The sequence below is a fragment of the Vibrio sp. genome (genome assembly GCF_038138445.1).
Classification (GTDB): domain Bacteria; phylum Pseudomonadota; class Gammaproteobacteria; order Enterobacterales; family Vibrionaceae; genus Vibrio.
In genome coordinates, this window is sequence record NZ_JAYQDQ010000006.1 from 42593 (window position 1) to 66230 (window position 23638).

The 23638-nt window shown below is 41.3% G+C and carries 19 protein-coding genes; 16 read left to right on the top strand and 3 right to left on the bottom strand.

What is annotated here, in order from left to right; genetic code table 11:
* The first annotated feature begins 85 nt into the window (after window positions 1-85).
* Together tpx and AAFM34_RS03525 are read left to right on the top strand one after the other, a co-directional pair.
* Complete coding sequence (tpx, locus tag AAFM34_RS03520) at window positions 86-586, top strand: thiol peroxidase (protein WP_341660017.1); 501 nt, start codon at window positions 86-88, stop codon at window positions 584-586.
* A gap of 30 nt (window positions 587-616) precedes the next feature.
* Window positions 617-1435: a transporter substrate-binding domain-containing protein gene (locus AAFM34_RS03525; protein WP_341660019.1), complete on the top strand. Its 819-nt coding sequence runs from the start codon at window positions 617-619 to the stop codon at window positions 1433-1435.
* 83 nt (window positions 1436-1518) lie between these two features.
* Here the strand turns inward: AAFM34_RS03525 and AAFM34_RS03530 are convergent, their stop codons facing one another.
* Window positions 1519-2253, bottom strand: a complete 735-nt coding sequence (locus tag AAFM34_RS03530; RefSeq protein ID WP_341660021.1) for a PilZ domain-containing protein — start codon at window positions 2251-2253, stop codon at window positions 1519-1521.
* Window positions 2254-2509: 256 nt separating this feature from the next.
* Between AAFM34_RS03530 and AAFM34_RS03535 the strand changes: the two genes are divergently transcribed.
* The 3 genes from AAFM34_RS03535 to AAFM34_RS03545 all read left to right on the top strand — a co-directional run bounded on the left by AAFM34_RS03535 (window position 2510) and on the right by AAFM34_RS03545 (window position 5562).
* A complete protein-coding gene (locus AAFM34_RS03535; protein ID WP_341660023.1) occupies window positions 2510-3688 on the top strand; it encodes an MFS transporter in 1179 nt (392 codons plus the stop codon).
* Window positions 3689-3787: 99 nt separating this feature from the next.
* The gene (locus AAFM34_RS03540; RefSeq protein ID WP_341660025.1) at window positions 3788-4522 is read left to right on the top strand and encodes an RNA methyltransferase; all 735 of its coding nucleotides are present in this window, start codon (window positions 3788-3790) and stop codon (window positions 4520-4522) included.
* Between the two features lie 41 nt (window positions 4523-4563).
* Window positions 4564-5562 (top strand): succinylglutamate desuccinylase/aspartoacylase family protein, encoded by a 999-nt coding sequence (locus AAFM34_RS03545; protein WP_341660027.1) that lies wholly within the window; start codon window positions 4564-4566, stop codon window positions 5560-5562.
* 7 nt (window positions 5563-5569) lie between these two features.
* Here the strand turns inward: AAFM34_RS03545 and AAFM34_RS03550 are convergent, their stop codons facing one another.
* The gene (locus tag AAFM34_RS03550; protein WP_341660031.1) at window positions 5570-6478 is read right to left on the bottom strand and encodes a LysR family transcriptional regulator; all 909 of its coding nucleotides are present in this window, start codon (window positions 6476-6478) and stop codon (window positions 5570-5572) included.
* A gap of 261 nt (window positions 6479-6739) precedes the next feature.
* Between AAFM34_RS03550 and AAFM34_RS03555 the strand changes: the two genes are divergently transcribed.
* From AAFM34_RS03555 to AAFM34_RS03590, 8 genes are all read left to right on the top strand, one after another.
* Entirely contained in the window at window positions 6740-7252 is a 513-nt protein-coding gene (locus AAFM34_RS03555; protein WP_341660033.1) for a hypothetical protein, read from the top strand.
* 50 nt (window positions 7253-7302) lie between these two features.
* On the top strand, window positions 7303-8625 hold the full coding sequence (locus AAFM34_RS03560; protein ID WP_341660035.1) for a DASH family cryptochrome: 1323 nt from the start codon (window positions 7303-7305) through the stop codon (window positions 8623-8625).
* 1 nt (window position 8626) lies between these two features.
* Complete coding sequence (locus AAFM34_RS03565; protein ID WP_341660037.1) at window positions 8627-10171, top strand: cryptochrome/photolyase family protein; 1545 nt, start codon at window positions 8627-8629, stop codon at window positions 10169-10171.
* 104 nt (window positions 10172-10275) lie between these two features.
* A complete protein-coding gene (locus tag AAFM34_RS03570; protein ID WP_341660039.1) occupies window positions 10276-11004 on the top strand; it encodes a sulfite exporter TauE/SafE family protein in 729 nt (242 codons plus the stop codon).
* Between the two features lie 84 nt (window positions 11005-11088).
* Complete coding sequence (locus AAFM34_RS03575) at window positions 11089-11517, top strand: YccF domain-containing protein (protein ID WP_341660041.1); 429 nt, start codon at window positions 11089-11091, stop codon at window positions 11515-11517.
* A gap of 647 nt (window positions 11518-12164) precedes the next feature.
* Window positions 12165-14504 (top strand): M4 family metallopeptidase, encoded by a 2340-nt coding sequence (locus tag AAFM34_RS03580; RefSeq protein WP_341660043.1) that lies wholly within the window; start codon window positions 12165-12167, stop codon window positions 14502-14504.
* Window positions 14505-14585: 81 nt separating this feature from the next.
* Window positions 14586-16136, top strand: a complete 1551-nt coding sequence (locus AAFM34_RS03585; RefSeq protein WP_341660045.1) for a M28 family metallopeptidase — start codon at window positions 14586-14588, stop codon at window positions 16134-16136.
* A 104-nt stretch (window positions 16137-16240) separates the two neighbouring features.
* Window positions 16241-17791: a M20/M25/M40 family metallo-hydrolase gene (locus AAFM34_RS03590; RefSeq protein ID WP_341660047.1), complete on the top strand. Its 1551-nt coding sequence runs from the start codon at window positions 16241-16243 to the stop codon at window positions 17789-17791.
* Between the two features lie 72 nt (window positions 17792-17863).
* On the opposite strand, the gene AAFM34_RS03595 is transcribed toward AAFM34_RS03590, so the two are convergent.
* Window positions 17864-18670, bottom strand: a complete 807-nt coding sequence (locus tag AAFM34_RS03595) for an HAD family acid phosphatase (protein WP_341660049.1) — start codon at window positions 18668-18670, stop codon at window positions 17864-17866.
* Between the two features lie 730 nt (window positions 18671-19400).
* On the opposite strand from AAFM34_RS03595, the gene AAFM34_RS03600 reads away from it, so the two are divergent.
* The 3 genes from AAFM34_RS03600 to AAFM34_RS03610 all read left to right on the top strand — a co-directional run bounded on the left by AAFM34_RS03600 (window position 19401) and on the right by AAFM34_RS03610 (window position 23594).
* Window positions 19401-21320 carry a leukocidin family pore-forming toxin gene (locus AAFM34_RS03600; protein WP_341660050.1) on the top strand — a complete coding sequence of 640 codons (1920 nt, stop codon included), beginning with the start codon at window positions 19401-19403 and terminating at the stop codon, window positions 21318-21320.
* 228 nt (window positions 21321-21548) lie between these two features.
* Entirely contained in the window at window positions 21549-22394 is an 846-nt protein-coding gene (locus AAFM34_RS03605; RefSeq protein ID WP_341660052.1) for a tryptophan 2,3-dioxygenase family protein, read from the top strand.
* An 18-nt stretch (window positions 22395-22412) separates the two neighbouring features.
* On the top strand, window positions 22413-23594 hold the full coding sequence (locus AAFM34_RS03610; protein WP_341660054.1) for an aminotransferase class V-fold PLP-dependent enzyme: 1182 nt from the start codon (window positions 22413-22415) through the stop codon (window positions 23592-23594).
* Window positions 23595-23638 lie beyond the last annotated feature (44 nt).

Genomic DNA, 23638 nt, shown 5'->3' on the forward strand with positions numbered 1-23638 from the left:
TATACTATATACTATATACTATATACCATATATCTACTTTATCTATACTAAAGCCTTCACTAACATTTATATTTAAGGGGTATATATGTCTTTAGTTAAATTTCAAGGAGAGCCTGTAGATGTGTCGGGCTTGTTTCCTCAAACGGGGTCTAGTGCGCCTGAGTTTTGTTTGACCGGGGGGGATTTATCAGATCTGACCTTGTCCAGCTTTGCGGGGAAAAATGTGGTGCTTAATATTTTTCCTAGTGTCGATACGCCAGTATGTGCGACAAGTGTTCGACAGTTTAACCAACAGGCTTCACGCTTACCAGATATGGTTGTTGTTTGTGTTTCTGCTGACCTACCGTTTGCTGTTAGTCGTTTTTGCCAAATCGAAGGGATAGAAGGTGTACAACATGCCTCCACTTTCCGTAGTCCTGATTTTGCAAAAGCTTATGGTGTGGATCTTTCGTCAGGAGCTTTACGTGGCCTAACCGCGCGAGCAGTGGTATGTATTGACAAAAATCGAAATATTGTTCATTCCGAGTTGGTTTCTGAAATTACGCATGAGCCCAATTACGAGGCAGCAATAAATGCATTTGGCTGAGTTGTTGCTTGCCAAAGTAGGCCAGTGCCTATGAGTTTTGCTAGAAGGTCTCATAAAACCTTCCTTTTTTCTTTGGTTCTTTTTGTTTTTGCAACGAGAGTTACTGCTGAAGAGAAAGCCTCTGTGACCATTTATTTGGATGAAAATGTTCCACCATACAGTTATCGGCAAAATGGACAGCTTGTAGGTATCTACCCTGATTTGATCAAAAACATCGCCAATGTTATTCCTAGCTTTAATGTCAATATAGAGCCCATACCTTGGACTAGGGGGTTAGCACTAATGGAATACGGTCAAGGCTTTGCTCTATCTCCAATCTATCACCTTCCTGATGAGCGCCCGTACATAGGAGCATACTCGAAACCCTTGTTAGGAGAGGAGGTTGCAATCTTCTGTAATAGGTCGGTAAGCGAAAGACTTGATAAACCAGTCATGTTTCCGAGGAGCTTTCATGGCTTGTATATTGCTGTACACAAAGGCTATCACCTAGGAAATGATACTTTTTGGCAATCTGTTAGAGAAGGGAGGATAAAGGCGGTAGTGAGTGGTAAGGATCCCCGAGCAAACTTGCAAATGCTGCATGCCAAGCGAGTGGACTGCTATCTCCATATTCAACTTTCTGTTACGTGGACCGCAAATGAAATGTTACAGCAGGGGATATTTGAAAATTTGGATTGGTTGGTTCTGGTTAATACACTTGATGAAAAATCGGCATTCGTAGGCTTTACTTCAAATACAGAGAAGTTTCCTTTCAGAGATGACTTTGTCGAAATGTTTAATCAAGAGCTCGTTAAACAGCAAGAAAACGGGTTGCTTGATAAAATAGAGTCTCTCTATAAATACCAGTAAGTAATATTCCTTTCACTTTAATGCTGATACTCCTTGTACAATTGTCTCTAGTTAGGCTGTGCAGTTGTTTTACCTGGATGTCATTATCTCAAGATAAGCTTGTTGCCGCTAAATTTGAGCTTGGATAGCAGAAGCTTGGAGCCTTCAATGCCTTTTTCATCAAATTCTACGCCATAACTAGAATAGTGGATTGAACTTTGTGAATTTCGAACATGGCCTGTCATTGATTGGAATTTGTGCTTTTTCGCCAATGCTTCGTGGATACAGACGGTGATTTCATCGCCGACTTGGAAAGCTTTGCTTAAAGGTGATGTCACAAAACGACAGCCGTGGACAGAAAGGTCTCGCATCTGACATTCCATTTTGATCCCTTGACATTTTACGCTAGCTGGGAGGTCGAGGTTATATCTTGGCTCTCTACGTAGCTGATTTACTTGCATGGTATTTGGAATGTTAAATGCCACGATTGGGATAGGGCTATGTAAAACGTATTCTAGTTGTGTTTTGAATGAAACTAAGGCACCTTCACCACGTGGTGAAATCGCTCTGATAGTTGCCCAAAATCCGGATTGAAAGAAGCAACCAGTGTCTTCGAGTGATACATTAGGTAGTTCGGCTAAGATTAGGTTGTGTGAGTGAGCTCCAATGAATAATGTTTTACAACTGAAGGCTCGGCCTACAGGCGTAGTAATAGTGACGGTGAGCTCGCCGCCGTGTTCTAGCATCGCAAGGGCATCAGTACTGTTGATCGATGTAAAGCCTTTCTCCGAAGAAGGGTTTGAGAGACGATCTGAGCGATCCTCTTCCTTTAGTTCCATCTAGCCTCCAACAAAACGATATCCTTATTGATGATATTATAATTATAAGTAGACCTAGTCAAAGTTTAGAGAGTTCATTTTTTGCACAAAGATATGCTAGGTTTTTCTTGAGTAACGGGAGACCTCAGTGTTTTCGTTAGCTTATGCAACAATGAGATATGCAATTTAAGTTTTTCTGGTAGATTAATTGTAAATAAATTTGTCTATTAACCCGGACCGATTTAATCTAAGCCTGCTGGTGTAAAAGGACTTCATCATGACTCATCTCTCTAACTGGAAAACACCCCAGAACTTTTTAATTATTATTTCTATTGTTGTACCCATTGCTTTCTCAAGCTGGATGGCGCTGCTCAATAATTTTGTGATTGAGCGTGCGAATTTTGATGGCTCAGATATTGGGTTACTGCAAAGCGTACGTGAAATTCCGGGCTTTCTAGCATTTACCGCTGTCTTTGTTCTTCTATTCATTCGAGAGCAAAAGTTTATTTTACTTGCGCTTGGTGCTTTGACCGTAGGCACCGCGATTACGGGGTTCTTTCCCTCTCTGTATGGGCTTTTACTCACCACACTGCTAATGTCGACCGGCTTTCATTACTTTGAAACGCTGAAGCAGTCTTTGTCTCTGCAATGGTTGTCAAAAGACGAAGCGCCAGAAATGCTAGGTAAGTTTATTTCAATTGGTGCATTAGCATCTTTACTTACTTATGGAGCGCTATGGGTATGTTTGGAAGTTCTTAGTCTAGAGTATCAATGGGTTTATCTTATTTTTGGGGGGGGAGGTTTTTTACTTGTGGCTTGGATGGCTTTGGTATTTCCCCAGTTTCAAACCGAAGTTCAGCAAAACAAAAAGCTAGTATTGAGAAAACGATATTGGTTGTATTACGCCTTAACTTTTATGAGCGGTGCACGCAGACAAATATTTACTGTATTCGCTGGCTTTTTGATGGTTGAAAAGTTTGGCTACACTGCAGCGGAGATTACCCTGCTGTTTTTAATCAATTATTTGTTTAACTTCTTATTTGCTAAAAAGATCGGTCGTTATATTGGTAAAGTCGGTGAACGTAAGGCCTTGATGTTTGAATATATTGGCTTAGTTGGCGTATTTGTTGGTTATGCTTTGGTGCAGAACGCGCAGTGGGCTGCAGCTTTGTATGTCATTGACCATTTATTTTTTGCCTTGGCACTGGCGATCAAAACTTATCTGCAAAAAATTGCCGATCCTGCGGACATGGCCTCAACGGCAGGTGTTTCCTTTACCATTAACCACATAGCCGCGGTGTTCATTCCCGTATCTTTTGGTTTTATTTGGCTTGTATCTCCTGCGGCTGTTTTTTATATCGGGGCGATAATGGCAGGTGTATCCCTGATTCTATCTTTGAATATTCCAGCCAAACCAGAAGAGGGTAATGAGGTGCGGATTCTTCGCTGGAACTGAGCGAATGTGTGCTAAGCACTTTAGCTAACCAGAGCTTTACTCTATAATCTCGCACGTTTTTAATAAGGGTGTTTTTTACCCTTTTACCTTGGATTTATTATGATTTCGAAAAATCAGCTCAAACTCTTACGTGCGTTAGGTCAGAAAAAACAGCGTAAGGCTCAGGGACTTTTTTTAGTCCAAGGAGAAAAAAACGTACTCGAGTTAGCAAACAGTAATTTAAAAACCAAGCAGATTTTTGCAACGGCTGACTTTCTATCCTCTTATCAAGATGATCTTAAGCGTTTTGAGTGTGTACAAGCAACAGAAGATGAGCTCACCAAAGCGAGTACTCTAGTAAGTAATAATACTGCGATTGCGGTCGTTGAGATACCAGATACCACAGTCCCTAAAGCTGAGGGAATCATTATTGGATTAGATGGTGTTTCTGACCCAGGAAATCTGGGGACCATAATTCGTGTTGCCGATTGGTATGGTATAAAGCATATTGTTGCGAGTAGAGATTGCGCTGATCCGTACAACCCGAAAACCATTAGCTCAACCATGGGTAGTTTTGGTCGAGTTACAGTGACGCAGCTTGATTTGCCTGAGTATCTTGAGCGGTCTGAGCTCCCTATTTATGGAGCATTTCTGCAAGGTGTTAGCGTTCACAAAACAAGCTTTTCAGGTCAGGGTATTTTACTGATGGGGAGTGAATCCCATGGTATTCGTGAAGCCGCAGCGCAGTTTGTTACTGACAAAATTACTATACCCTTGTTTGGCGGTGCAGAGTCGCTTAATGTGGCTATGGCTACGGGTATTATTTTGGATAATATGCGTCGCCAGCAAGCATAAATGAAGTTTTGAGCGCTCTGGATATATGAGGTAGTGATCGAATGAGTAGAACATTGAATGAATGCATAGTGCCTATGTATCCGACCATACAGGCGCTAGATGTTGATACTCTAGAGCCTGGTGAGCATAAGTTTTGGTTTGCTGTTGCAACCGATGCAATTGGTCACCCTCAAACTTTGCCTGTGAGGGTTTTCAAAGGTCGTAACCCTGGTAAACGTATCGTCATTACCGCAGGTATTCATGGTGATGAACAAAACGGGATTTTGACTGCTCAGAAATTGGCAAGAGTGTTGGAAAACCATACGATCACAGGTTGTATTACCATAGTGCCGACCGTCAACTTATCAGGTATAGCCCGCCATAGCCGAGACTTTCATTCTGCGGCTCCCGATAGTTCATCGGCAAACCTCAATCGTATTTTCCCTGGCAACCCCAATGGGGATGATGCTAACCGTTATGCTAACAGTCTTTGGCAAAATCTGCTTCAGCCCAATGCGGATCTGGCTATTGATCTTCACTCACAAACCAGTGGCTCAGCGTATCCTCTTTATGCCTTTGCAGACTATAGATTGGAAGATGCCATTAAGATGGCAAGGTTGGTTTGTCCTGATGTCATTTTAAATGATCCTGGTGATCCGGGTATTTTAGAAACTGTGTATAATCAAGCGGGCATTCCTTCGATCACGATCGAAGTGGGTATTGGCCGATATACTGATATTGACATGATAGAGCGTGCTGCTCTTGGCATCTTAAACATTTGTAAGCACTATAACATTATTGATGGTCAAGTTGATACACAGGCAAAACCATGTTTTGAAGGGAGCCGTATAACGAGCATAAGAGCCGAGCAGGGAGGGTTTGTTATTTGTCATGTTTCTTTGCTTGAGGCTGTCGAAAAAGGGCAGGTGTTAGCAACACAATACAATAGCTTTGGTGACGAAATTCATACCTATCACTCACCTGTTAAAGGCACGGTGATTAGCCACAATGTTGAATCTGTGCGTGCGCCAGGCTCTCTCGTGGTGCGCTTGATTGACTAATTTTAAGCTATCCCCCCCTTGTGTATTCTTGGCTTATTTCCTCCATAAACTGAATCAGAGCTTTTACGCGCGGTGACTGAGTCATTTTACTGGCATAAACTGCTGAGATCGCCACCTTAGGTAACACATTAATTTCTGGCGCAATTTGTATTAGCTTACCCTCTCGGCATGACTGGCGACAGTAGATATCTGGTAAAAGAGATACCCCATTTCCAGAAGCGATCAGATCTCTTACCATCAGAACATCATCAAGTTGATTCGCGTGTGGAAATACAACTTTTTGCTTGATGCCATCGAGACCATTCATATATAGCTCAGACTGATTGTTTTCTTGATCATGGTAGAAGTTTACATGAGATATCAGCGTATCCGGTGTTGCTTGTTTGAGTTCTGGGTGTGCGTAAAGGTATTCGGGTGTACAGAACCAGAGTAGGGTGACGATGGCTAGAGTCTTAGCGTAAAAGCCTGAAGGGGCCAAATCTCCGAGTTGAATAACCAGATCAAAGTTATCTTCAAGTAGACTCGCTTTGTTTGACATACTTCGTATAGATAGTCTTATTTCCGGATAACGCTCAGTAAAGGTTGTTAGCTTAGGCGATAAAATCTCACGCGAGAAAGCAAACGTGGTCGCTATTGTTAAAGATCCTTTAAGGCTTTGCGAGGGAACCTGTTGTTTGATGTGATTTAAGTTTTTAACTATGGGCTCTACTTGATTGAAGAATTGTTGTCCATCTGACGTAAGCTTTAGATGGCGAGTGTTTCGCTCTATGAGCTTAATATCCAGTGACGTTTCAAGCCTAGAAATTGCTCGACTGACACTGGATTTTTGTATACCGAGTTGTCTAGCAGCTTTTGACATTCCACCTGTACCCACAACGGCTATAAATACGGGAAGATCGTTTAAGTTCCAATTCATAGTATGTGACTTTTTTATTCATAACACCGTTGAATAACATACTTTAATGCATACCTAAAGCAACACTGTGTTGCACTTTTTGTTGTTCTTGCAGGCAAAAGAAAAATCTATGCTGGTGGCATTCGATCCTTAGCCGAGAAAACTACTCGTGCCAAAATCACAACACTATCGATGCCCAGATCACTCACCTTTTGGTATGAATCTATTGTGGGTCAATAAAGGTCTACCAAAATCAGCTGGCATTCATATGCAGGTAATAGTATGAAAATAAATGCCATAAACCGATCTCTAGTTCCAGATGTGTTGAAAAACAACGGTTCGTTAACTCAGGCTTTTAAGTCTGTGTGCTTAGACTTCAATATCAGAAAAATTACGCAACAAGGTGAGAACCCTCTCTATGCCCGTGAAGTTTTCCTCTGTGATGGTGAATACCCTTTGGTTTGGGCTAAGTCTTATCTTTTTTCTGCAGATAGATCGATAATCAATGCATTTTGGGGCTTAGATGGGCGGTCTCTTGGCGAACAACTACTATTTACTGGCGACTCAGTGAGTCGAGGACCCTATCAATTTGGAGTGTGTAGCCGAGGGATCGATAAGTTCGACTTAGACTTCGGGTATGAGTTTGAAAAAGGCATAGCACGAGTGTCCAAGTTCTCATGGCAAAAGCAATCCACTACATTAGCTTTATTGGAAGTCTTTAACCAGAATGCGCTAGCATTACTTGAATCGAGAAAAGAGGAAACTCGTAGAAATTTCACTTCCCATAAGTCCTGAATGCGAATTCTTTCGTAACACTCATTAAAGACAAAATGGGAGAGTCAAGAGTGAGCGAAAAGATTGGGCTATATTGGTTTCATTGTGATTTAAGAGTTCAAGACAATGATCTGCTTTTCAAAGCTTCTCGGGAAGTGGATCGGTTGATTTGTTTTTATTGTTTTCCTAGTGTGGACCAGTATCTTTGTCAATATTCACAAGAGCGAGAATTGGGTGAGCAGAGACAAGCGTTCTTGTCGCAGAGTGTAGTATCCTTATCCCAAACACTTGGCAGTTTGGGTCAGAAGCTTATTGTTCGACATGGTGAAGTTTTCGATATACTCTCGGATTTGATCAAACAATATAGGGTTACCTACTTCTACTGTGATTTGTTCTCTGGGTCTAATGAACAGAGTACGGTTGAATCATTATCCCGCCTATACCCTCAACTCATTTGTACTCAGCTACCGGTAAATGACTTATTTAGTGAGGGAGTGGTACCTTTTCCATTGGAAGATCTGCCCAATACTTTCACTCAGTTCAGAAAGAAAGTTGAACACCTTCCCATAGGCTTGACGCCAAGGCTTTCGGATTTACCGCCAACTGTGTCAGGCTACATGGATTCAAACGTATTCGAATCCAAACCTGGCGGGCAATTTTCAGGTGGTGAGCACGAAGGGCTCTCTCATTGTGAACACTATTTTTCAGGCCTCTTGGCCAAGCAGTATAAGCAGACTCGTAATGGGCTTGATGGTATTGAATTGTCGACAAAATTCTCTCCATGGTTGGCTTTGGGGTGCGTGAGTCCAAAGAGAATTTTTATTTTACTCAAAGAATTTGAGAGTAAGCAGGGTGCAAATGACTCAACCTATTGGATTTTTTTTGAACTACTCTGGAGAGAGTACTTTAGATGGTATGCGAGAAAGTGGAGAGCGCGCTTATTTCATTTCTCCGGCATAAACCGACAGACGCCGTTAACGAGCTTTTACAATTATCGGTTTCAGCAATGGAAACAAGGGGAAACACAATATCCCATTGTTAATGCCTGTATGAAGCAGATGAAGGCGACCGGATATATGTCGAATCGCGGTAGGCAGTTGGTAGCGAGCTGTTTGATTCACGAACTTGAGCTCGACTGGCGTTATGGCGCGGCGTATTTTGAAACTCAGCTCATTGATTATGATGTCGCTTCAAACTGGGGAAACTGGCAATATCTGGCAGGTGTTGGGGCTGACCCGAGGGGATCTCGCCAGTTTAATTTAGATAAGCAAACCCAGATGTACGACCCAGATGAAACCTTTATCAATAAATGGCAAGGTAAAGCGGTGATGAGACAATTAGATCAAGTAGATATGGTGGACTGGCCGATAGAACCCGCTAAAGGAGACAACTAATATGACGTATCATACCGTTCGTCTCATTTTGGGAGATCAACTCAACGCTCGTCATTCATGGTTTAAAAAAGCAGATAGCTCTGTGTTGTATGTGATTGCTGAGCTTCATACAGAAGCAACCTATGTTAAGCACCATGTCCAAAAAGTTTGTGCATTTTTTTGTGCTATGGAGGCCTTTGCCAACGAACTACGAGAGGTGGGGCATCAAGTCGAGCACTTAAGGCTTGATCAAACCAAAGACTTTGAGGATATCACTGATCTTATACAATTTGTCGTGCAAAAAGCCGATGCGACAAGATTTGAATATCAAAGGCCTGATGAGTATCGGCTATTGAGAACTTTGAAGGGATTTACTCTCTTGGAATGTCATATTGAATGTGTCGAGACTGAGCACTTTCTGTTGCCATATGATGAGATTGAACAGTATTTTCCGACAGGAAAACACATCATGATGGAACATTTCTATCGTAAGATGCGCAAAAAATTTGGCATTTTGATGGATGGGAACAAACCTGTTGGTGGGAAATGGAATTATGATGCCAGTAACAGAAGTAAGCTCAAAACGGCAGATATAGAGACCCTACCTTCGCCTTTACTTTTTAGTACCGATGTTTCTGCGGTATTGAAATCGATAGATGAACACAAAATTCAAACCATAGGGCACATGTCTGGGCCGCTTTTATGGCCGATAAATCGCAATCAAAGCCTAACGCTTTTGGCTCACTTCTGCTCAATATGCCTACCAAACTTTGGCCGCTTTCAAGATGCAATGACCAAAGAACACAAAGCGAAATGGTCGTTGTATCACAGCCGACTTTCTTTTGCGCTAAATACTAAGATGTTAGACCCATTAGAGGTGATAGATAGTGCATTATCAGCCTATGAAGCGAATTCTGAGGTTGATATTGCTCAGGTAGAGGGGTTTATTCGCCAAATTTTGGGCTGGAGAGAATACATTCGAGGCGTGTATTGGGCCAATATGCCCGATTATGCTGAGCGTAATCACTTTCAGTTTCGTCGCCATCTACCAGACTACTTTTGGTCAGGTGATACCAAAATGTCATGCTTAAAAGAGGCGATTGGTCAGTCTCTAGAGTTTGCTTATGCTCATCACATCCAGCGTTTAATGGTAACTGGAAACTTTTGCCTTCTCACTGAGATAGAACCAGACCAAGTCGATAATTGGTATTTAGGGATCTATGTCGATGCAATCGAGTGGGTTGAAATGCCGAACACACGCGGTATGGCTTTATTTGCTGATGGTGGAATCGTTGGAACAAAACCTTACGCAGCGAGTGGATCTTACATAAATAGAATGAGTGACTACTGTAAAAGCTGCCACTACGATGTGAAAGGCAAGTCAGAGCCTAATGCTTGTCCACTGAATAGCTTGTACTGGCGTTTTATGCATAAACACAGGGAGCTTCTGACCCAAAACCCTCGCGTGGGCATGATTTATCGTTCGTGGGACAATCTTGATGATGATGCTCAAGGAAAAATTTTGCAAAAAGCGGAACTCTACCTGCAACATTTGGATGAACTCTAATCATGATTAAGTTAAATAAATGTCAGAAACTCACTTTTGAGAGGGAGCTAAACGGCAAAATTAGAGTATGATAAAGACTCCAATTTAACAAAGTCTTAACCGATATGTACAGTGAATGGATAACCAGCGAAGCATTAATTGCGGCGTTTTTGATTTTTTTGGGCTCATTCGTTCAAACAGCAATAGGCTTTGGTTTGGCTATCATTGCTGCGCCGTTGCTTTTTTTGGTATCGCCAGATTATGTGCCAGCACCTATCTGTTTAGTTGCTCTATACATTTCGATTCTCAATGCCCTCAAACATAGAGAAAATGTCGAAATAGGAGGGCTTAAAATGGCATTAATCGGTCGTGTCCCCGGTTCAGTTGCTGGTGGTTTACTGCTTGTGATGGTATCGAGTGACATTTTAGCTTTATGGTTGGGTTTATTGGTATTGTTAGCTGTCGGAGTGAGTCTACTTCCATTTCGTATCGAACCTACTTCACCGAGGATGGGCATCGCGGGTTTTTTCTCTGGTTTTTTTGGCACCAGTTCAGGGATTGGTGGCCCCCCAATGGCATTATTACTACAACACCAAGAAGCGAATCAACTGAGAGGAAACCTCTCGGCGTTTTTTGTCTTTAGCTCAATTATGTCTTTAATTGTTCAGGTTCCAGTTGGCTTTTTGACATTCCATCATTTGTGGATAACCGTGCCCTTGCTGCCAGCAAGTTGGCTTGGTTATAGGTTAGCACTAGCTACCACCCAGAGCTTACCCAAAGAAAAAATTCGTTTAGCAGCCCTATTACTTTGTACTATTAGTGGAGTGACAGCGGTATGGCAGGGGGTATCATAACTTTTGTGCTGATATTCATTCTGTATTCAGAATGATTGATGATAATAGAGTAGATACTGGGGGGATCATGAGGAGAAAGATCAGGTGTTAAGAACGATAGGCAATATTCTTTGGTTTGTACTCGGCGGGGTTATGATGGGCCTAATGTGGTGGTTCTTCGGCCTGCTTGCGTTTATCAGTATAGTGGGGATACCTTGGGGGCGTGCCTGTTTCGTGATTGGAAACTTTTCCTTTTTTCCTTTTGGGCATGAGGCCGTGGCTCGTGATGAACTGACTAAGCAAAAGGATATAGGTACGGGGTCGTTGGGACTCATTGGTAATGTTATTTGGTTTATATTTGCAGGTGTGTGGCTAGCGATCGGGCATATCATGTCGGCAGTCGCTTGCTTTATAACCATCATAGGGATTCCATTTGCTCTCCAACACTTGAAATTGGCCTATATCTCTTTGGCTCCGATTGGAAAAACCATTGTGCCCAAAGAGCAAGCGGCAATGGCAAAGTATGGACGTTAAGTAGCCATTATTCTCAACAATCAATCTTCCTACCTCAGTGGTTACCGGTATCCACTGAGGTTGCTTTCATCAATAACGATACTTTTTAATTCTTTTTACTGGAACATTATGTAGCTCAGAGTTCGAATAGTCATTTATTCTTTATAAACGCATTCCTAGTATAAAATGTATATTTTATTTTAATTCTTTTATCCAAAAAAAAGAAAATATTATCATTCACTCATCCAGTTTTATTTATGTTCAATATCATAAAATAAAGTTATTTTAATTTTTATTTGTATTATTAGTAATGGATATCTCGTCGCTAATGACCCTCTATATTATTAGTGAATGCGTCAACACAATCTATCCGAATATCTATATAATTAGTTTATTATTCTGCATTTGGACTTTTTTGTGTTCTTTTGGTGAAGTATTTACTCGTATTGGCTACCATTATATACAAATCCTCCTTTGTGATTTTTGTAATTAAATCGATATCAAAAGACACGTGTAACTTTATTGTATGTTTTTGTAAATTATAAGTTAAAAATATTGTACACATGTTTGATTTATTAAATTAGTGTTAAAATTAGGTAGTATTTTTTTTAATCATTAGTGTTATGGTTCTAGTGGCATTTTTCAATGCCATGATAAGGAGAATCATAATGAAATTAGACAACCGTCTATTGGCTGTAGCCGTAGCCAGTGCACTTTCAATCTCAGCACATGCCGGTGAGTCAGTCTATCTGAGCAAACCCATCAACTTTACTTCTTTTTCTGGGCTGAATTCTCAGCTTGGTGTGGATAATTCATCTAGCTTCAAAATGGTTAAGCAAGTCAACATAGAGAAGCGTGGTATTCACAAAGTTAAGGTTCAACAAAATATTTGGGGTGTTCCTGTATGGGGTCACTACCTAAACGCGACACAAAGCTTTAGAGGTGGTGCGCTTAAGTCGGTTCAGGGTAACTATGTCAAGATGACTGGTGTTGATCGTAAGTTTGTTAAGCCTTCTTTCAATCGCGCCCGAGCCTTAGAGCTAGCAAGTAAGGATATTAAAGCTGGCCTAACAGGTGATAAGTCGCTATCCAATACTCAAGATAAGCTCTATGTTTATCAAGATGGCGATAAAACTCGTTTGATCTATGTAGTTTCATATTTAGTTGAAGGTCAAGGTCACCCATCGCGACCATTCACCATGCTAGATGCTCATAGTGGTGAAATAATCAAACGCTGGGAAGGTATCGCACACGCTGAAATCGGTACAGGCCCAGGTGGTAATGAAAAAACGGGCATGTATGAGTATGGCACCGACTACCACTATCTTGATGTTCAAGAGGATGGTACCGACTGTGTTATGGAATCAGAAAATGTTGTTACTGTTGACTTAGATGGTGCGACAGATGGCACTACACCATACAAATACGAGTGTCCACGTAACGAGCACAAATCAATTAATGGTGCATATTCACCGCTAAATGACGCACATTATTTTGGTAATGTTGTGTTCGATATGTATAAAAACTGGTTTGATACAGCGCCTTTGACATTTAAGTTGATGATGCGGGTTCACTACGGAAGTAGTTATGAGAACGCCTTCTGGGATGGTCAAGCGATGACATTTGGAGATGGTGGAAGCCGTTTCTATCCTCTTGTCAGCCTCGATGTATCAGCTCATGAGGTCAGCCATGGATTTACAGAGCAAAACTCGGGTCTAATTTATGCGAATCAGTCAGGTGGCATGAACGAAGCTTTCTCAGATATTGCTGGTGAGGCTGCTGAGTACTTCATGAAAGGAACTAATGACTGGATGGTGGGGCGTGACATTTTCAAAGAGGAAGGTGCACTGCGCTACATGGACGATCCATCTCGTGATGGCGTGTCTATTAACCATGCATCTGAATATTATGATGGACTGAATGTTCACTACAGCTCAGGGGTATTCAATAAGGCCTTCTATCATATTGCCACGACTGAAGGTTGGGATACCAAAAAAGCCTTTGAATTATTCGTGCTAGCAAACCAGATCTACTGGGCGGAAGACAGTAACTATTGGCAAGGCGCTTGTGGCGTTAAAAACGCAGCCAATGATTTAGGCTACAGCACAGATGATGTTGTTGCAGCATTCGATATCGTTGGTGTTGAACCTTGTGCTGAGCCGCCACTACCACCAGAGCCAGAATACCAACGCCTAGAAAATGGCGAGTCAGTTAGGGTTGCAGGCGAAACAGGATCTAAGACCTACTTTGATATTGAAGTACCTGAAGGTCAAGACAAATTCACTGTCGAGTTGACTGGTCCAAGTGGTGACCCAGATATCTATATCGGTTTGGATTATGCACCGAACCAGCAACAGAACATCTGTAAGAGTGACTCTGTATCTGATGAAATTTGTGTGATTGAAAATCCTGAAGCTGGGCGTTACACAATCAATGTATTCGGTTACTCAGAGTATGCAGATGCAAGTCTAACGGCTTCGTATGGTTCTGACAGTACTAATGTGCCACCAGTAGCATCGTTTGACTATGTTGTCACAGGTGAGAAAGTCGACTTGACCAGCACAAGTACAGATAGCGACGGCCAAATTGTTTCTTACCAATGGGATCTTGGTGACGGTACCTCGAAGTCTGGTGCTGTTGTTAGCCATACTTATGCAGCAGCAGGTGATTACGTGGTAACTCTGACAGTAACAGATGACGCAGGCACAGCAACTTCGACCAATAAGACGGTCACTATTGAAGGTGGTCAAACCGATGCATTCCCACTAAGACTGCAATTTGGTGATAAGCAGCCAAATGGTAAAGCGCGCGTGAAGCTCGCATGGGAATACGCGACAGACGACTATTATGTAGTGAAGCGTGACGGTAAAGTGGTAGGTGCGACTGAATTTACTTCTTATGTTGATAAGTTCCGCCACAACGGCAGTATCAATGTTGAATACCAAGTCTGTACTTCAGGTGGTATCTGTTCTGAAACCAAGCGCTACCGCTTTATCAAAGTGCAATAACCAATCCTAAACCTTCAGGGCTCCACTTGGAGCCCTACTTCGCAATTCGTCTAAAGAAGTCACAAGGAATTGAGTCTCATTATGAAAAAAACACTATTAGCTATTGCTTTAATTAGCAGCACATCTGCTTTTGCCTCAATGGATAACAGCATATTAAAAGAGGGTGAAGTTTGGATTACAACAGATGCAGATGCAAAAGAGCTGATCACTCAGCACGGAGCTACTGTATTGAAAAGCTTTTCACATAAAGGCTTTGCTGCTTATCCAAATGCCGTAGTCGCGAAAGTTAAAGAAAGTCAGTTGGCGGCAGTATCAAGTCACATGCACAAAGATAAACATAGGTGCGGTGGTTATATGGTGCACGCTGATAAAGAAAGTGCGATAAAAGCGGCATCTATGCCTCTTTCCATGAGCAATTTCGAAAAACCAGTCATTAGCCATCATGATACTGTGGAATCTCTGATTGCTCAGGTAGAGCCTAATAATTTGGTTGAAACGATTGAAAATCTGATGAGCTTTACCAACCGTTTTTATACTACCTCTACAGGTATTGCTGCGTCAGATTGGTTGCTTGAACGATGGAGTGAAGAAATTAAAGATGTTCCTTTTGCATCCGCACGCCAAATCACTCACAGCGATTACCCTCAAAAATCGGTTGAGGTGACATTATTGGGAGCGAAGTATCCTGAGGAAATTGTGGTTGTCGGTGGCCACTTAGATTCGACCGTTGGTTCATGGACAACGGAAGGTACAATTTCTCCAGGAGCCGATGATGATGCTTCGGGCATTGCTACTGTCACTGAAGCGCTTCGCCTTATGATAGCCAGTGGTATTCAGCCTGATCGTACGATCAAGTTTTATGGGTATGCTGCTGAAGAGGTTGGTCTGCGTGGTTCACAAGATATTGCTGAAACCATGAAGGCGGATGGCGCTAATGTAGTATCAGCGCTGCAACTTGATATGACCAACTACAATGGATCTGCGCATGATATTACCTTTATTACGGATTACACAGATTCAAATCTAACCGCGTTTCTAAAAGAGCTCATCGATACTTACACCAGCGAAATCACTTACGGGTTTGATCGTTGTGGTTATGCTTGCTCTGACCACGCTTCTTGGCACAATGCCGGCTATCCAGCTGCAATGCCTTTTGAAACCATGTTCCATGAATATAACTCCAATATTCATACTGAGGAAGATACGTTAGAAAATTCGGATCCTACCGGCAGCCATGCAACGAAGTTTGCCAAGTTGGCTATTGCTTACTTGGTAGAATCAAGCCTTGATGATGTCGAATCTCCTATCAAAGAACTAGAAGATGGCGTGCCTGTTGAAGACCTATCCTCAGGGTATTTTGATGAGCAATTCTTTACCTTTAATACGGCTGAGGCTGGAGAAGTAACCATCTCGATTTCTGGCCCACAAGGCGGTGATGCGGACTTGTACGTAACATATGAAGGCCCAGTATCGAAGACTGAGTTTGACTGTCGCCCATTCCAAAACGGCAGCAACGAGCAGTGTGTTTTCAACAAGCCAGCAGGCGAATTTAACATCATGGTTCGTGGGTATAGAAACTTTGAAGAAGTCGATATTGTCGCAAGTTTCAGCCCTGAAAGTCCTCAAGACTAGGGGTTAGACGAGTCTTCTTAATCAAATCACAAAACTATAGGGCTCCAAATGGAGCCCTATTTTATTTCGACTTAAATAACACCAACACAGGGATGGAATTTTGTATGAATAAAACGCTTATCACGCTTGGCTTAGTTGGACATATGTCAGTATTTGCAGCAACAGGGTCGACCGATTTAAAAGAGAGAGAAGTTTGGATCACTACAGACGCTGATGCCAAGCATCTTATCGTGGAACATGGAGCAACGATACTTACTAGCTTTGCTCACAAGGGTTTTGCAGCCTACCCTAATGCGGTTGTAGCAAAAATTGATCAAGGCCAGCTAGCGGTATTGTCGAGCCATATGCACCAAGAAAAACACCGCTGTGGTGGCTACATGGTACATGATAATGAGGAGAGCGCTTTAAGAGCGGCAGCAATGCCCCTTTCAATCAGCGTGTTTGAAAAACCAATCATAAGTCATCATGAAACAGTTGAATCACTAATCGATCAAGTGGAACCCAATAACATAGTTAATATCATTGAACACCTTACTAGTTTCACTAATCGTTTTTATACTACAACGACAGGAGTGGCTGCCTCCGATTGGCTTTTTCAGCGCTGGAGTGAAGAAATAAAAGACATACCTTTTGCCTCGGTAAGGCAAATCTCACACAGTGATTACCCTCAAAAGTCGGTTGAGGTAACCTTACTCGGTACTAAATATCCTGAAGAAATTGTCGCGATTGGCGGACATCTTGATTCGACAGTCGGTTCATGGACGACAGAAGGGACAATCTCGCCAGGGGCTGATGATGATGCATCGGGTATTGCTACAACAACGGAAGCTCTGCGCCTTATGCTAGCTAGTGGCATTCAGCCAGACCGCACAATTAAGTTCTATGCGTATGCAGCAGAAGAAGTAGGGCTAAGAGGGTCTCAAGATATTGCTGAAACGTTAAAATCTGAGCAGGCTAATGTGATTTCTGTGTTGCAGCTTGATATGACCAACCATCAGGGTTCTGCTCATGATGTGACCTTTATGACAGATTATACAGACGCCAATCTAGTCGAATTTCTTACCGAGTTGATGGATACCTACATCAGTGAATTAACTTATGATACAGATCGTTGTGGGTATGCATGTTCTGACCATGCGTCTTGGCATAATGCAGGCTACTCAGCAGCAATGCCAGCACAAAGCTATTTTCATGATACCAACCCAAATCTGCATACCCCAGATGACACGCTAGAAAATTCTGATCCTACTGCAAGTCATGCAACAAAATTCGCTAAACTAGCGATTGCTTATTTGGTTGAAACAAGTCTTGATGATATTGATTCGCCAATAAAAGAATTGGAGGATGGAGTACCAGTTGAGGATCTATCCTCTGGCTATTTTGATGAGCATTTGTTCACTTTCACAACAACTGAAGCTGGTGAAGTAACTATTTCCATCTCTGGGCCACAGGGTGGTGATGCGGACCTATATGTAACTTATGAAGGCCCTGTATCCAAAACAGAATATAACTGCCGTCCATTCCAAAATGGGAGTAACGAACAGTGTGTTTTCAATAAACCAGCAGGAACATTCAATATCATGCTGCGTGGTTATCGTAACTTTGAGGATGTTAGTATTGTGGCAAGTTTTAAATTAGAGAGCTCCACCAATTAACGCCTAGAGTGCCAAATAGTGCCGTTCATTGAATGTGAACGGCTATTTATGTTTGATGTTGTGAGACGGGGGTTACTTATCCAACAGGGCTGCTTTCGTTGCTGCCTTGATAAGTGTTTCTCTATTTTCTGGTGTTGCTTCTGGCTCTGATTGACCAAAAATAGCGGCGAGCCAGTGACCATCTGTTGGGTTAGGAAAAAGGATATACTTGCTACCAAAAAGATCTTTGTCTTCTTCCATTTTAGCTATGCGTCCTTCTACATCACCTTTGATGTAGTACTTGCGCTTAAAATCATTGAGGTTGTCACCAAGAAACACAACCACGTTATAATCTTTCAATATTTCATTTTGGCGTGTTTCTTTGTTAGATGTATCCCTTAATACAGTGAGATGAGTATCATCTTTGAGAGGGAAGCCCATGGCTAAGATATTTTGCTTTGCTAACTTCCATGTTGGCTCTCCCTGATCACGGGAGGTGACATAGAAGATGTCTACATTATTACGACTTGCGTATTCAAGAAAATCGTTAGAACCAGGGCTTGGAATCATGCCGTTTGTTGGGACCCATTCATCCCACAGTGGATCGTCAAAGAAGTCCTTATTGTTTTGTATCAGCTTTCCCCAGTATTCAAGTGGAAGCACCAAAGTATCATCAAGGTCTGTCACTATAGCTAGAGGCTTATCTCCTTTTTTATGTTCTGCTAGGGCTTTATCAAGATGCATTTTGGCAAGATTAAAGCCCTGATAATACAGTGCTCTATATTCGGCTGCGGTCTGCTTCCAAGCAACCGAGTAGCCGAGTAAGTTGTCGTTATTATCAGAGGCAGAGCTCGTATGAGGGAGCAAATAAGCTAGTGTTGCTAGGCCCCAAGCTACCATTTTTTTGCGCTGTTTTTCACTGTTAGGTCCAATCCGTTAGTCAATCTTTTCAGGATTTTGATGTATAACGTAAAACCTTCCGATAGTCACTTCAAAAATGATTTTCCAGTAATAATGCACGTTACTGATCCAAAATTTACTAAAATCTGCGTTATAAAATAGTTTGATATTTAGTTATTCCAGAATAAAATTGGTCTCATATCTGGGTGGGTTGTAATTTATTTCAATATTATTTTACTGGTTGAAAAATACAAATAGGAATGGATTTAATTTCCTGAATTTAATACCAGCATAAATGTTATTTATAATTTTATTTTAGATCTTAATTTAATTAAAATTATTTATTTTGATATTAATTGTTATTATAATATTTCATTCAATTAAAGTCTTTAATCTATCATCTAATTGATTCCCTTATCAATATATATTGTCGATTATTTTTGTTTTTGCGATCTATGGTTAAAATGAAAATAATTACACTTCTCAATCTATATTGGTAATTGTATTTATATTTGTGTCGAGACTATTTTATTTAACTTATAATTTGTTCTAGATACCCATGGATGGAATGGCGGTATTTATGTTATAAAACAATTGCTTATGCACTTGGTTTCTAGTTTAAGATAACGCTCCATTACAGTCATTGCTTATTATATAATTTATTATTATATGAAAGAGAATGAGATTTACTAAAAGGTAGGACCTAAATGACAAATTTGTAGAGGTTTTTATGGTATTAAACAAAAAAAGGACATTTATCGCTATTGCTATTACGTCGTGTATGGTATGGAATACAGCTAATGCGACGATAAATGAGCCCCAAGGTATATCAGTTGAAATATTAAGTAGCTTACAAAATAGTAGTCAAGTAGCCTATATTAATGCGAGCTATTGGCTGAACGGAGAAGTTGAGCCTCCATCGATTATGAGTATTAGAGATAATGTTTTAAAGTTAGAACGGCGTTATCTAATCGATTTCACTGCAATTGAAGATCTATCTCAAAAAGAAGAAGCAAGAAAACTTCTCAGTAATAAAATAGGACTGTCCTTTACTAGTGACTTTTTGGTTATTACACCACACAAAGGAGAGTTGCTCTATACTCCGCTAGTCGACGAAAACGATCCTAACAAGTTTGAACTAGAGGCTCCTCTAATCTCCGAACTTCGAGACGGCAGTGAAAGTGTCAACTCTGAGGCAAGTACTCTTCCTCATGTAGCATTCTATTTGAGGGTAAATCGTCCAATTTCTGACCAAGAATGTACCTTTGATAAGTCACTAAACTTTGAAAATAAGGGTCAAAGAGTTTTTTGTGATAACGCCAATATTTCTCTTATTTACCGTGTTATTTTGGAGCGTTCTCTACCCTATGGTAAGTCTGGATCTGCAACTCCTGATGCAAAAATTGTTCGTATTAGTTTAGATGACGATACATCAGGCGTTGGTATTCATCTTAATGAAAAGCTTGATCACGAGTTTTCCCATATCGATCTCGAAGCCGATAATGCTGCATTTATAGGAGCGGTTGCATCGAGTATCTTTAGCCCGATTATCGGTGCCAGTTCTGTTGGTGCTCTTAGTGCATCAGGTACCGACTACAATAGTTATGACGGGTATGTAACAGATTGGGCAACAGATGCCATAGCCCAAGATTATGAATTTGCTTTTAGTGCTTCAAATGATAAAGCATCAATCTTGAGAACCGTCCCAAGTAGAAATTTAAATAAAGATTATAACAGCACGGAAGTATCAACTTTTCAGATAGGTGGCAGCCTAGAAGCTGGTGCTGGACCTGATGGACCTAAAGCTACTTTGGGCGCAAATGCGAGCTATAGTCAGCAACTTCGCTTCTCTTTCGATACACAGGATTACCGTGTTGAAAGAATAGGTACCGATGCTCAGAATATTCGATTTAAATGGGCGCGTGAGCAATATAAAACCGCTGAGTCAATGATGAAGCGTTCGACAGATGCTCTCTGGGCTAATGTGTATCCATTGGACATTAGCAGGATAAGTCCGATCAGCTACACAGGTTTTGTTCCGAAAATGGAAGTCATTTATACAGCGGACCCAAGTGTAACGGGTAAAACTGAATTTACTATTGATTCTTCAGTGAATATTCGTCCTATCTATAACGGTACCTATAAACACTTCGTAACAAACCATTCATACCATGGTTTTGAAAACGATGGTCGTCGTCGAATTAATGAGAGTGTGTCGTTTGAAGTAGATTGGAATCATCCTGTATTTACAGGTGGCAGGCCTGTAAATCTGCAACTGGGTGGTTTTAACAACCGCTGTATCGGTGTTAGCACGGATGGGACTATTGTTCCTGAGACATGCGATTCTACCAAAGATACACAATCTTTCATCTTTGATAAATCAGGGCGATATATGAGTGCAAACGATGTGAGCATGTGCCTAGATGGCGAGTCATTAGACAAGCTTCAAGCATGTAACCAAAACTTGAGTCAACGTTGGACTTGGAAAGATAACAGCAATCACTTAGTTAATGGTCTTAATAACCAGAATTTAGGCCATGATAAATCAACGGGTCAGTTAGGCTTGTATTCTCAAGAAAAGGACAGTGCTCAAGTCAGCCTTCGCACAATCACGACTTATGCCGATGTCTTTACTGCTAATGCTCAGTAGCGTGCTTGGTGTTTGATTCATTAATTTATACTCAATCTACAATTTGTCTTCTGCCTTAGTGTTTAAGTCGTCGACAGTGTGTAAATTAAGATCATTATACTTTTTATCTGTATCTCTAGGACACACTTAGGCTAAGTGTGTCCTTTGTTATTTTCTTTTATCATCTTGAACTTTTAGTCATCATGTGCAATTGATCTCTTATTTGTTAAATAAGAAGGAGCTTTGCTTATGGGGTGTCCACATAATAATTTCCGAGAAATGGAAACAGACATTCATACCGACTTTGCAGATGATATGTCTTATGGTGACTACCTTAAATTGGATAAAATCCTCTCCGCCCAAACTCCTTTATCAGCGCAACATGACGAAATGTTGTTTATCGTTATTCATCAATCCAGTGAGCTATGGTTAAAGCTTGCAGGACATGAGTTGTCAGAATCAATAGAAAATTTAAAACAAGGGGATTTTGGCCAAGCATCTAAGGTCATCTCTAGAGTTAAACAGATTTTTAACCAACTGACCCAATCTTGGAGTATCCTTTCCACCCTAACTCCGGTCGATTATTTGAAGTTTAGAGATGCACTGGGTCACTCGTCTGGTTTTCAATCTTATGGGTATCGCAAACTAGAGTTCTTGCTTGGCAATAAAAATCAGCTATTGCTCCAAGTCCATGAAACTAATAGTAAAGTGTATAGAGAGCTAAAGCAGATTTTAGAGGCGCCGAGTTTATATGATGTGATTTTGTCTACTCTCTCTGAGCAAGGGCTAGAGATAGATAAGAGCCACCTAGGTAGAGATGTTAGCCTGCCTTATGAGAAAAACACATCGGTCTTGAATGCATGGTTAACTGTTTATAGAGAGCCCGACAAGTATTTTGAACTTTATGAGTTAGCCGAAAAACTGGTTGATATTGAAGACTCCTTCCAGCAATGGCGATTTAAGCATATGTACACTGTACAAAGGATCATCGGTAACAAAAATGGTACTGGTGGCTCATCAGGTGTCACATTCTTGAAAAAGGCGCTTGATACGAGGTTCTTTCCTGAACTGTTTGAACTGAGAACTCAACTTTAAAAGCCGTGAGATCAATAAATGGATATTACTAAAGACTTGCAAAAACATTATCAGGACTTTGATGTTAGTGAGCGCATTTTATTATCAGGACACTCTCATCAAGCTTGGCCTGATGTCGCAAGACAAGGCGTAGTAGATTGTTTTAATGATGCAGCTAAGCACATTGATGACAAGTGGGAGCTTGCGTTTGAAAAAGCAGAAAAAGTCAGGAATTTCTATCGCCATGCTATGTGTGACCCTAGTGGACAAATGGCACTTGGGGAATCAACCCACGAGCTTATCTTAAGGTTTTTATCGGATCTCAATTGCTTCAAAGTTAAGAAAAGCACACAGACAAAAATAGTCACGACGGATGGCGAGTTTCATTCAATGCGCCGTCAGTTAAATAGACTAAAAACACTGGGTATTAATATCGAAGTCGTCCCAACTCTACCACTTGAGACCTTATCCAATCGGATTATCGAAAAACTGGATCCATCGACTGATGCTGTCATGTTGTCAGCGGTCTTCTTCGCAACCAGCCAAATATTTAAGCAAGTCGGTGAAGTTGCGCAGGCTGCAAAATCACTCAACATTCCATGTGTTGTTGATGCCTATCATGCGATTAACGTGGTTGAGTTTGATCTTGACAAGTGGCAGTTACAAGGTGCTTTTGTTATTGGTGGTGGGTATAAATATTGCCAAGCAGGCGAGGGCAATTGTTTTATGCGTATTCCTCCTGACTACCATGGCTCCCCCATTATCACAGGCTGGTTTGCTGAGTTTGATACGCTCAGTCAAGCGCCTGATCAAGTGAGCTATGGAAAAGGGCAAGCTGCATTTGCTGGGTCAACTTATGACCCGACTAGCCATTATCGCGCGGCTGCTGTGTTTGAATTTTTTGACCAGCAGGACTTATCGATAGGTCGACTTGCTGATCTTAACAAGCAGCAAATAAAAAGGCTTTGGCAAGGCATTGAAAGTTTAAATCTCGGCAGCACAGCCTTAGCTCTTCCGCAGCATAATATTGAAGATAACGCAGGTTTTTTATCTTTGACCTCACCATATGCTTGCGATTGGGTGAGTCTACTTAAAGATAGAGGTATCCATTGTGATAGCAGAGGAAACAAACTCAGACTTGGCCCAGCGCCCTATGTATCCAATGATCAAATCGATAATGCGCTTGATGAGATAGAGGCGGTAGCTAAGCAGTTTTCTTAACGGTCTCTAAAAGCATACAAACGGAAATGTCTAGGACACTCAAT

Excerpts from the sequence above, each read along its gene's own strand:
- tpx (WP_341660017.1), top strand. The coding sequence starts at position 86 with ATGTCTTTAGTTAAATTTCAAGGAGAGCCTGTAGATGTGTCGGGCTTG.
- AAFM34_RS03525 (WP_341660019.1), top strand. The coding sequence starts at position 617 with ATGAGTTTTGCTAGAAGGTCTCATAAAACCTTCCTTTTTTCTTTGGTT.
- AAFM34_RS03530 (WP_341660021.1), bottom strand. The coding sequence starts at position 2,253 with ATGGAACTAAAGGAAGAGGATCGCTCAGATCGTCTCTCAAACCCTTCT.
- AAFM34_RS03535 (WP_341660023.1), top strand. The coding sequence starts at position 2,510 with ATGACTCATCTCTCTAACTGGAAAACACCCCAGAACTTTTTAATTATT.
- AAFM34_RS03540 (WP_341660025.1), top strand. The coding sequence starts at position 3,788 with ATGATTTCGAAAAATCAGCTCAAACTCTTACGTGCGTTAGGTCAGAAA.
- AAFM34_RS03545 (WP_341660027.1), top strand. The coding sequence starts at position 4,564 with ATGAGTAGAACATTGAATGAATGCATAGTGCCTATGTATCCGACCATA.
- AAFM34_RS03550 (WP_341660031.1), bottom strand. The coding sequence starts at position 6,478 with ATGAATTGGAACTTAAACGATCTTCCCGTATTTATAGCCGTTGTGGGT.
- AAFM34_RS03555 (WP_341660033.1), top strand. The coding sequence starts at position 6,740 with ATGAAAATAAATGCCATAAACCGATCTCTAGTTCCAGATGTGTTGAAA.
- AAFM34_RS03565 (WP_341660037.1), top strand. The coding sequence starts at position 8,627 with ATGACGTATCATACCGTTCGTCTCATTTTGGGAGATCAACTCAACGCT.
- AAFM34_RS03570 (WP_341660039.1), top strand. The coding sequence starts at position 10,276 with ATGTACAGTGAATGGATAACCAGCGAAGCATTAATTGCGGCGTTTTTG.
- AAFM34_RS03580 (WP_341660043.1), top strand. The coding sequence starts at position 12,165 with ATGAAATTAGACAACCGTCTATTGGCTGTAGCCGTAGCCAGTGCACTT.
- AAFM34_RS03585 (WP_341660045.1), top strand. The coding sequence starts at position 14,586 with ATGAAAAAAACACTATTAGCTATTGCTTTAATTAGCAGCACATCTGCT.
- AAFM34_RS03590 (WP_341660047.1), top strand. The coding sequence starts at position 16,241 with ATGAATAAAACGCTTATCACGCTTGGCTTAGTTGGACATATGTCAGTA.
- AAFM34_RS03595 (WP_341660049.1), bottom strand. The coding sequence starts at position 18,670 with ATGGTAGCTTGGGGCCTAGCAACACTAGCTTATTTGCTCCCTCATACG.
- AAFM34_RS03600 (WP_341660050.1), top strand. The coding sequence starts at position 19,401 with ATGGTATTAAACAAAAAAAGGACATTTATCGCTATTGCTATTACGTCG.
- AAFM34_RS03605 (WP_341660052.1), top strand. The coding sequence starts at position 21,549 with ATGGGGTGTCCACATAATAATTTCCGAGAAATGGAAACAGACATTCAT.
- AAFM34_RS03610 (WP_341660054.1), top strand. The coding sequence starts at position 22,413 with ATGGATATTACTAAAGACTTGCAAAAACATTATCAGGACTTTGATGTT.